The following is a 9,985-nucleotide window of genomic DNA, read 5'->3' on the forward strand; positions in this document are numbered from 1 at the left end:
GCTCCGGCCCAAGCTGGGCTATTTTCACCGGGAAACTGGTCGGTTTCACAAGAAGTTTCAGCGCCGTTGACCTTTGCCGAGGTCGCGGCGTTTTCTTTTGCGCCGTTCAGTTCGGCGTTTGAAACTTTCTCGGAAAGTTCCCGTTTTGTCGGGGCATGTTTTGAAACGATACCCCCTTGTTTTGCTTGGTTTTCAGGCCGGATTGCAAATCCGTGTACACCGGTTCGATTCCGGTACTCGCCTCCAATATTTTCAATGGGTTAGAAGATTTTCTGCTCATTGAGTATCACCCTTGGTATCAGTTTCAATTTTCGTTCTCGTTTCATCCAAAAGCCGCTCCCACAGCTGTCGTTTCTCAGCAGCAGTTGTTGCGCGCATGACCTGACGCGCAAACCCAGCGTACTTGATGACCATCTTCTTGGTTTTGTGGCCGCTAAAGCTCATGATTTCATCATCGTCACAGCCCGCCCACGCCAACTCCATGACGCCGCGATAGCGCATAGCATGTAGGTCGTGCTCCAGCACACCAAGTCGTTCGCGCTCGGCCCTCATAATACGGGCAATCTTGAAGTAGCTCATCGGCGAGCCATCATCATTCGCCAGTATTGGACGATCGGGGGTTAGCCTTTCCCCTAGCTCTGCCTTCAGGCGATCAAGCTGCGCTCGTAGGTTTAACGTGCAGGGAAGCAGAAGCTCCACGCCCGTCTTGCTCTGCGTTATCTTCAGGTTCTGCCCATCTTCGTATTGACGCCACGTGAAAGCGTTCAGGTCCCCCGGCCTTTGAACACTGCCTACCCCGAGTTCAAAGATGAGCATCGGCAAATCGAATGCTTCGCGTCTCCAAGTTTCCACCGCTGCGTCCGTCCAGGGAATGTGCGGCTTTTTTCTGTCTTCTGGGACTTTCAGAAGCTCGATGTCAGTAGCCGGGTTATCCTTCAGCCAACCTTTTCTTTGCCCAAGCTTGGCGAGCAAGGAAATCGCAACGGGGATATAGTTGGCGAACCTCACTCGGTGTGTGTTCTTGTCCATGGCGTTGTAAATATCAGCCTTGGTCAGGTGCCTTACGTCCCGTTTCCCAATTCGCTCCTCAAGGTATGTGAAGGTGCCTTCCAAATCCTCACGATAGCGTGGCTCGTAACCCGCCCATTTGTCGGTTTTGCGAAGTTCGGCGATCAGAACCGACCAGGAGCGTTTTGCTGCATGACGCTTGCCGCGAACGATTGACCAGTACTCATCATCGAATTCAGGCGTGCCGTCAGAAGCATAGATGCGGTAGTAGCGACCGCCCTTTCGCACATACCAGCGCCCGCTTGGGTGCTGCCAAAGGTATTTTTTCCGCTTCACCAGATAATCTCCTCATTCCCGTCAATGAGGTCTCCAGCGACAAGCTGCTCAAGCAGCCGCGTATCCCATCGTTTTTCACCCGCAATATTTTTTCCATCTGGCAGCTGACCAGAGGCGACGCCTGCCCTGAACTCGCTGACCGTCATGTCAAGTAGTTGAGCTGCCGTGCTTTCCTTGGCGGCGATTGGAACATATCGGGCCATGGCTTCACCTCATGTGCCAACTGCTGACGTTTGGATCTCCAAACCAGCGCAATCCTCTTCGTTGAAAGCACTTCGAAATAGCGTCACTCCTCTGCCCCCCCTTGATCTGGAACGACCATGTTGCGCCGCACGAAATCGGTTATGGCGTCCTCGGGAAGGTAGAATGCACTGCCAATCTTGAGATGTTTGATCTGCTTGCTTGCGATCAAAGAACGAATTCGCCTCTCCGGCCAACCGCTCTTCTCGGCTATTTCTCTCGGGGTCATAAGGGCACAATCGGACATCTTTCTTCCCTTTTCCACGCAATCAGGTAACACTGGCGCAATGATTGCGAACAAGTGCATGTTCGTTACCACATTAGGGCACGATTGGTATCATGACAAGTCAGATCGCTTATGTCGGGCAACGAATGCGTGAAACCCGTGAGAAGACTGGGTACTCGCAAGGCAAGTTTGCCGCGATGCTTGAGCTCTCTGACCGCGCCTACAAGAACTACGAACTCGGCAAACGAGAGCCTCCCTTGGCGGTCGCCGCCCTGTTCTCATCCAAGTTCAACGTCGATCTGCGCTGGCTGGTGTTCGGTGAAGAGCCTCAACCGCAAGACATCGAACTTATCGAGCTTGCGGCGCAGACCAGCGATGCGACCTACGCGATTTCAGCCAATTCCGGTCAGCCTCCCCTCGGAGAGAAGACCTATGGCAAGTTCTTCCGCTACGTCCTCAAGCAATGCTTCAGCAAAGGATCATCGCCGAGTGAGGAGGCGAAAGCGGTCTATGAACTGATGAGAGGTGAAGATGAATAGCCAACTCGACTCGAAGTTCTCGATACTAGAAGAACGCCGCCGAGCGGACCGACATCTGGGTAAGCTGGTAAACCGCCTCAGACTGGCCGGGATAGTGACGGCAATGCTGGCTCTGGTGATTTTTCTCTCACTTCGACAATCAGATCACCCTCAGACTGATCTTGCGACCACGTTCATGATTGCTATCGGTGCCCTGGGATTTGGTATCGCCTTGGCAGGAGAAGCCTTCTGGAGGGCCTTAAGACTCGTCACCTCAGTCGACGAGAGGGAATTCTGATGCGCATCCCCAACAAAAATGGCCGCAAAGCCTCCGCCGAGGCGAGCAGCGACAGAAACGCCCGATCACCACATCCGGCGCGGCAGAAACTCACGGACCCCAAATGACGATTGAAAAGACCCTCTTCGCCGCGGCTGACAAGATGCGCGGCTCCATGGACCCTGGCGAGTACAAGCACGTTGCGCTTGGGCTACTCTTCCTGCGCTACATTTCTACGGCTTTTGAACGGAAATACGACGAACTGTTGCCAGAAGGTGAAGAGGTCGCCGAGGACATCGACGAGTATCTGGCGGAAGGCATCTTCTGGGTTCCCGAAGCGGCCCGGTGGCGGCACCTGTCCGCGAATTCGAAAGACCCAGAGATTGGCGTGATGGTCGATAAGGCCATGCGCGCGATCGAAGAGGATAATAAGCAACTGAAAGGCGCTCTCCCCAAAGTCTTTGGCCGCGCTGGCCTTGATCCGGCAGTGGTCGGCGGGTTGATCGAGCTCTTCGCGAATATCAAGTTCGAAGGCACCCAGAAGGACTTCGATCTGGTCGGGCGCATCTACGAGTACTTCATCTCGGAATTCGCCTCTAACGAGGGCAAGCGCGGCGGTGATTTCCACACGCCGAAGCCAGTCGTAGAACTGATCGTCGATATCCTCGAACCGTGGAAAGGGCGTTTGTACGAGCCCTGTCACGGGTCGGGCTCCTTCATGGTCCACTCCGAACGCTTCATCAAAAACCACGCTGGCCGCCGCCTCGATCTGGCGATCTATGGTCAGGAGCGGAACCACACCACCTATGGCCTCGCGCGGATGAACCTCGCGATCCGGGGTATCAACGCTCGTCTGGAGTGGAACCCGGAGGGCACGCTGCTGCGCGATGCCTTCGCAGATGAAAAATTCGAATACGTGATGGCGAATCCGCCCTTCAACATCTCGGACTGGTCGGGAGACATCTTGGCCGAGGATCGGCGTTGGAAGTTCGGCACACCACCGGTCGGGAACGCCAACTTCGCTTGGATGCAGCACATCTATGACAAGCTTAGCGCTACTGGCGTTGCCGGTGTTGTCATGGCGAATGGGTCGATGTCTTCAATGTCTAGCGGCGAAGGCGACATCCGCCGCGCCATGGTTGAACCCAAGACCATCAAGCACAAAGACGGCAGAACCGAGATCGTCGGTGATATTGTCGACGCCATGATCGCGCTGCCCGGTCAGCTATTTTACGGCACACAGATTCCGGCCTGTATCTGGATATTGGCCAAAGACCGGTCAAACGGGATCGCCAAGGACGCCAAGCTCCGTGACCGTCGCGGCGAGGTGCTATTTATCGATGCTCGCAAAATGGGTGCGCTGGTATCAGGGAGCCGTAAGCAGAAGGAGCTGTCCCGTGAAGAAATCGAGCGGATTGCTGGCACCTATCACGCTTGGCGCGGGGAACCGAGCGCGGGCAACTATCTTGATGAGCCGGGCTTCTGCAAGGCGGTCTCCATGGAGGAAATCGCGAAGCATAACTACGTCCTGACCCCAGGCCGCTACGTAGGCGCAGGTGCGTCCGAGGAGGACGGTGAACCCTTCGATGAGAAATTCGAACGGCTGGCGGCAGAACTGCGCGCGCAATTTGTTGAGGGGCGCCGTCTCGAACAGGAGATCAACGCACGGCTCGGAGAGCTGATCTGATGGCTCGGCAGACAGGAGGAAGGGAAGCAACAACGGGTGTCATTGAAGGGCAATATGTCCTCGGCGTCGGGGACCCAGGCACTCCCACGCCAGAAGGATGGCGGTGGACTGCTCTTTCTGATGTTGCACGGTTGGAGTCAGGCCACACTCCGAGTCGTAGGAAGCCGGAATACTGGGGCGGCGAAATTCCCTGGATCGGCATCAAAGATGCGACCGGAAACCATGGCAGAACAATCTACGAAACTGCACAGTACACTAACGACCTTGGGATCGCGAACTCGGCGGCAAGAGTTTTACCCGCGAATACAGTCTGCCTCTCCAGAACGGCTTCTGTCGGCTATGTCGTGGTCATGGGCAGGCCGATGTCAACGAGCCAGGATTTCGCGAATTGGGTCTGCACCGAGAATCTGGACTACAGGTTTCTGAAATTTGCGCTTCTTGCAGAGCGGGATTCGTTTGCACGCTTCTCCTACGGCTCGACGCATCAGACCATTTATTACCCGGAATTGAAGGCATTTCACATTTGCTTGCCACCAATAGCCGAGCAAAAGCGCATCGCCGATATTCTTCAGATGCTCGACGACAAGATCGAGTTGAACCGCCGGATGAGCGCGACGCTGGAGGAGATGGCGCGGGCGCTTTATCGGTCCTGGTTCGTGGATTTCGATCCCGTCCATGCCCGCGCCCTCGGCCAATCCCCCGCCCATATGGACGATACCACCGCCGCCCTCTTCCCCGACAGCTTCGGGCCCGATGGCTTGCCAAAGGACTGGGCTATGCAGTCCCTCGACGATATCGCTGATTTTTTGAACGGTGCAGCACTACAGAAATTTCCAGCCGAGGAAGGTGAGGATAGCCTTCCAGTAATCAAGATCGCGGAGCTCCGTGCGGGCATTACCCCTAAATCTAATCGCGCCGGACTTCAGGTTCCGGAGAAGTATAAGATCAACGACGGCGATGTGTTGTTCTCTTGGTCAGGCTCGCTTCTACAAAAAGTGTGGACAGAGGGGCCAGGAGCCCTGAATCAACACCTTTTCAAGGTTACGTCGAAGGTTGTGCCGAAGTGGCTCCACTTCTTCGCCGTTGATCAACATATGGCAGAATTTCGGCAAATTGCTGCTTCCAAGGCCACAACTATGGGCCATATTCAGAGGCATCATTTGAAAGACGCCATGATCGCAATCCCCGACAATAGGGCCGTCATAAGCGCCGCCGGAAAATATATTGAACCGGCATTCAATCGAGCCTTTGCTGCCGATTTGGAAAGCAAGACGCTCGCTGACCTTCGCGACACTCTGCTTCCCCGCCTCATGTCCGGGGAACTGCGCGTCCGCGAGGTAGAAAAACAAGTCGAGGAGGTTCTATGACCGTTCTGTATCATACCAACGGCTTCCCTCCCGGCGAGTTGCGCTGGCCTGAGCTGATTCCGCTGATCGGCCCCGCCAATGCGGCGGTTGCGCGTTATGAGGGTGTGCTGCACGGCATCCCCAACCCCAATGTGCTGCTATCTCCGCTGACATCGCAGGAAGCCGTTCTGTCCAGCCGTATCGAGGGCACCCAAGCCACCCTTGGCGAGGTTCTGGAATACGAGGCCGAGGGCGACCAGACCGATGAAAGCACACCGCAAAAGGCCGACATCCGCGAGGTTCTGAACTATCGGGCCGCGTTGAACGAGGCTTTGCACCTGCTGGATGAGCTCCCCTTGTCGCAGCGGCTGGTCCGGCAAACTCACGCTGTCCTGATGCAAGGGGTGCGTGGGCGCAACAAGTCGCCGGGTGAATACAGGCGTGTCCCCAACTGGATCGGTGCCGAAGGCTGCACCATCGAAGATGCGCGCTTCGTCCCTTGCTCCGCCGACGCACTGCCTGCGGCGATGCAGGCGTGGGAGGCCTATATCCACGCCGATGCCCCGGACCTGTTGGTGCAGCTGGCCATCCTGCACGCCGAGTTCGAGGCGATCCATCCCTTCTTGGACGGCAATGGCCGGTTGGGACGCCTCATCATTCCGCTGTTCCTGAAGTTCAAAGGGTTGCTGTCCTCCCCCAACTTCTACCTGTCGGAATTTCTCGAACGAAATCGTGGCGAATACTACGACCGGCTTCTGGCTGTGTCCCGTGACGGAGATTGGACCGGTTGGTGCGCGTTCTTCCTTCGCGCCATTATCCACCAAGCGGAAGCAAACGAAACCAAGGCCCAAGCGATTCACGCGCTCTACAATGCGCGCAAGGACTGGATGATCGAAGTCACCCGGTCGCAGTACAGCGGGCGGGCGCTAGACTGGTTTTTCACGCGACCGATTTTCGCGGCCTCAGATTTCGTGGCGCATGTCGACATACCGAAGCCGACCGCGAACCGCATCCTGCGGGAAGTGCGTGACTGCGAGAATCCGCTGCTCACCGTGCTTCGCCCCGCGAGCGGAAGACGCGCGGCCGTGCTGGCCTTCCCCGAGCTTCTGAACATCTGCGAGGGGAGGCCAGCATTTTGAGGCTCATCCGTTCACGACAAACTTCATTGTGGCTCACGGAATCCGGAACGCGATCCACAAGAACCCTTGCGATCAATCCATGATCCACAAACAGAACGCCCGCGAAGAAAAGAAACAGATCGAGGAGGTTGTCTGATGAAATTCATCTACATCGACGAGAGCGGTTCACCCGGTGATGGTGATGTGTTCGTGATGTGCGGTCTCATGGTCGATGCTTACAAGCTCCGCAAAAAGACCTCGGATTTCGATTGGAAGTTGGACGAACTCCTGAAGAAACACCCCGGAAGTGGGACGGAACTCAAGACGTCTCGTTTTATCAACGGCAAGGGTGGATGGAGCAAAATTCCTCCGCAAGAACGCAAGGACTTCCTCACCGACATCTGCCGTCTCGCGGTGGCAAACGGCGGGAAATTGTTCGGGATCGCATTTTCGTTTCAGGCCCTCAACGCGGCGAAAGCGGCCGGTTATGGCCATCCTTTCGGCGACAGCTACTGGCTCGCGGGGGGCATGTTCACGGCTGGGCTGGTCCAGAAGAAGATGCAGGGCATCAAGAACAGCAAAGGGCTGACAGTTGTGATCATGGATGACAACAAGGCCGAGATGCCACAACTGTCGGATGGCCTCTACAAGGCTGATCCTTGGTACGACTGCCTCTACCAGGAACGGAAAAAGAAGCGGGGAAAATCGATCTGGGTTCCTCGATCAGACAAGGACCGCTTCGACCACATCATCAACACGGCGTTTGCAATCAAATCCGACCATTCTTCACTCGTCCAGATCGCAGATGCAATCTGCTATGTCTATCGTCGGCATCTGGAATTGTACGCCGAAGCTGAGGCGTATGCTGGCGAGAAAGATTATTATCAGGGTCTTGTGGATATTCTTGAACCTCAGCGCGAGAAGCTGGGTCACGCGCCGGGCGACCCGGGCGTAACTTTCTTTAAAGAAGCTGTTCATCAAGGGTGGGCGATCTAATCACTCATCCCGCACATCACAGGTAATTTCATGTTCCAGATCGACCGTTCCGCCAACCGCCTACGCAAGCTTGAACGCACCAGCTTCTCCGAAGTCGGGTTCCGCGAGCGTGAACACCTTCAGGAGTGGTTGGCCTCGATGCCCGAAGCCCTGGGCGAAACGCTCGGCGACGATCTGTTGATCATCCAGAAGGAGTTCGACGGGTTCGACGGCACACGCGAGCGCCTCGATCTGCTAGCGCTCGACCGGAACGGCCAATTGGTCGTCATCGAGAACAAGCTGGACGATTCCGGTCGTGATGTCGTCTGGCAGGCGCTGAAATACGCTGCCTATTGTTCGAGCCTTAAGAAGGCCGAGATCGTCGATATCTTCCAGAAATATCTGGGTGCAAGCGGAGATGCCGTCACCATGATCTGCGAATTCCTTGAGGAGGACAGTTTCGACGAGATCGTCCTGAACGAGGGTAATGATCAGCGCGTCGTCTTCATCGCAGCCAATTTCCGGCGGGAGGTTACGGCCACAGTGCTCTGGTTGCGCGAACACCAGATCGACGCGCGCTGCATCAAGGCGATTCCGTATCGGTTCGGGGAAGAACTGTTCCTCGATCTTCAACAGGTGATCCCGACACCGGAAGCGGCCGATTACATGATCCGTATGGCGCAGAAGGAAACCGAGGAAAAGTCGGCCATCGGCGTGCAACGCCGCAGCCACCAGCTCCGCCTGGCATTCTGGGAAAAGGCACTGGAGGCGATGCGCGAGCGTGGCCTGTCGCTCTTTGCCAATATCAGCCCCTCCAAGGATCATTGGCTGAGCGCCGGCACCGGGATCTCGGGCTGCGTCTATAACCTCATCTTCTCGAAGGATGAGGCCCGCGTCGAAATTAGCCTTCAGCGCGCAAACAAGACGGAGAACAAGTGGCTGTTCGATCAACTATACTCGGAGCGCGATGGCTTGGAGCGAGACTTCGGGGCGGCCTTAGACTGGAAGCGCATGGAGGACCGGAAATCCAGTCGCATCCAGTTTTCGCGAATCTTCGACGGGTTTAGCGAAGAAGCCTGGCCGGAAATGATCGACTGGCTCGGCGAGCACATGCAGCGGCTCGAAGCAACTTTTCACCCCCGGCTGGTCGAACTCAACCAGCGCCTGAAATCCGGGGAGGCAATGATCTGATGGCGTGGAATTCCGAGTCCGATCTCGAAGACTGGATGATGGCGAAGCTCGCGAGCCAGGGCTTCGTCTGCGATTCCGGTGCCGAGATTTCGCCGGAGAAACGGGAACCGGAGCGCCGGAGTTTTCACGATGCCATTCTGCGAAAGACCTTCATCAAGGCAGTGAAGCGGCTAAACCCCGACCTGCCCGATGGCGCGGTCAACGAGGTGGTTTCGACTGTTACCGATGAGGTGCTGATCGGCGATCCAATCTCCGAAAACTGGCGCCTGCATAGCCTGATGGTCCGGGGCGTCCCGGTGACGTATTTTCATCAGGGCGAGGAGCGAAACGGCCGGGCGCGGCTGGTTGATTGGACCGATGAAGACAACGCCTGGCACGCCTTCAATCAGGTGGACATGGTGGGGCGCACACCGCGTATTCCTGATGTCGTGATCTATCTCAATGGCTTGCCGCTGGTCGTCGTGGAACTCAAGGGAACCGAAGGCGCAGATATCGAGGCCGCGTTCAATCAGATAGAAACCTATAAGCGCGACATCCCGAACCTGTTTCGCACTACCGCCTTCTCGGTCATCTCGGATGGGATCAATGCGCGCTACGGCACGATGTCTGCCGGACTTGATCGCTTCATGCGGTGGCGTACCGTCGACGGCGAACGTGTCGTCCCAGAAACAGAGGGGTTGGCCTTGGGAACGCTGACCGAAGGCTTGCTAAACCGGCGTACTCTACTCGATATGCTACGATGGTTCATCGTTTTCGAAGATGAAGGCAAAGGTGCGTTAAAGAAAGCCGCCGGCTATCATCAGTTTCACGCAGTGCACAAAGCCATAGATTCGATCCTTAGCGCACGAAACGATGACGGCAAAGGTGGCGTTATCTGGCATACGCAGGGATCGGGCAAGTCTCTCCTCATGGCGTTCCTGGCCGGTCGCGTCATGCACCTGCCTGACCTTGAAAATCCAACCCTTCTCTGAGCTGCTGCCGGTTTCGTGGACACCGAGATAAGGTGTTAATGAAACTGGAGAATCTACATGACAAGAAGGATGTTCAGCCGCGAGTTCAAACA

Annotated in this window: 10 protein-coding genes; 8 read left to right on the top strand and 2 right to left on the bottom strand. The window is 56.2% G+C overall.

What is annotated here, in order from left to right:
- Positions 1 to 276: 276 nt before the first annotated feature.
- Positions 277 to 1,344, bottom strand: a complete 1,068-nt coding sequence (locus C8N42_RS10365; RefSeq protein WP_245890040.1) for a tyrosine-type recombinase/integrase — start codon at positions 1,342 to 1,344, stop codon at positions 277 to 279.
- Complete coding sequence (locus tag C8N42_RS10370) at positions 1,341 to 1,547, bottom strand: hypothetical protein (RefSeq protein WP_107816486.1); 207 nt, start codon at positions 1,545 to 1,547, stop codon at positions 1,341 to 1,343. The genes C8N42_RS10365 and C8N42_RS10370 overlap by 4 nt, the downstream gene beginning before the upstream one ends.
- 376 nt (positions 1,548 to 1,923) lie before the next feature.
- Here C8N42_RS10370 and C8N42_RS10380 point away from each other — a divergent pair, with 376 nt between their 5' ends.
- The 8 genes from C8N42_RS10380 (at position 1,924) to C8N42_RS10415 (ending at position 9,893) form a co-directional block, all read left to right on the top strand.
- Positions 1,924 to 2,349 (top strand): helix-turn-helix domain-containing protein, encoded by a 426-nt coding sequence (locus tag C8N42_RS10380; RefSeq protein ID WP_107816488.1) that lies wholly within the window; start codon positions 1,924 to 1,926, stop codon positions 2,347 to 2,349.
- Complete coding sequence (locus C8N42_RS10385; protein ID WP_107816489.1) at positions 2,342 to 2,626, top strand: hypothetical protein; 285 nt, start codon at positions 2,342 to 2,344, stop codon at positions 2,624 to 2,626. The genes C8N42_RS10380 and C8N42_RS10385 overlap by 8 nt, the downstream gene beginning before the upstream one ends.
- Positions 2,627 to 2,729: 103 nt before the next feature.
- Positions 2,730 to 4,292 carry a type I restriction-modification system subunit M gene (locus C8N42_RS10390; protein ID WP_107816490.1) on the top strand — a complete coding sequence of 521 codons (1,563 nt, stop codon included), beginning with the start codon at positions 2,730 to 2,732 and terminating at the stop codon, positions 4,290 to 4,292.
- Positions 4,292 to 5,659, top strand: coding sequence for a restriction endonuclease subunit S (locus tag C8N42_RS10395; protein WP_107816491.1), 1,368 nt, complete (start codon positions 4,292 to 4,294; stop codon positions 5,657 to 5,659). Before C8N42_RS10390 ends, C8N42_RS10395 begins: the two co-directional genes overlap by 1 nt.
- Entirely contained in the window at positions 5,656 to 6,777 is a 1,122-nt protein-coding gene (locus C8N42_RS10400; RefSeq protein ID WP_107816492.1) for a Fic family protein, read from the top strand. The genes C8N42_RS10395 and C8N42_RS10400 overlap by 4 nt, the downstream gene beginning before the upstream one ends.
- A 135-nt stretch (positions 6,778 to 6,912) precedes the next feature.
- Positions 6,913 to 7,752, top strand: coding sequence for a DUF3800 domain-containing protein (locus C8N42_RS10405; RefSeq protein ID WP_107816493.1), 840 nt, complete (start codon positions 6,913 to 6,915; stop codon positions 7,750 to 7,752).
- Between the two features lie 30 nt (positions 7,753 to 7,782).
- On the top strand, positions 7,783 to 8,922 hold the full coding sequence (locus tag C8N42_RS10410; RefSeq protein WP_088672614.1) for a DUF4268 domain-containing protein: 1,140 nt from the start codon (positions 7,783 to 7,785) through the stop codon (positions 8,920 to 8,922).
- Positions 8,922 to 9,893: a type I restriction endonuclease gene (locus C8N42_RS10415; protein WP_107816494.1), complete on the top strand. Its 972-nt coding sequence runs from the start codon at positions 8,922 to 8,924 to the stop codon at positions 9,891 to 9,893. The genes C8N42_RS10410 and C8N42_RS10415 overlap by 1 nt, the downstream gene beginning before the upstream one ends.
- Positions 9,894 to 9,985 lie beyond the last annotated feature (92 nt).

The sequence above is a fragment of the Celeribacter persicus genome (genome assembly GCF_003050785.1).
Lineage (GTDB): Bacteria > Pseudomonadota > Alphaproteobacteria > Rhodobacterales > Rhodobacteraceae > Celeribacter > Celeribacter persicus.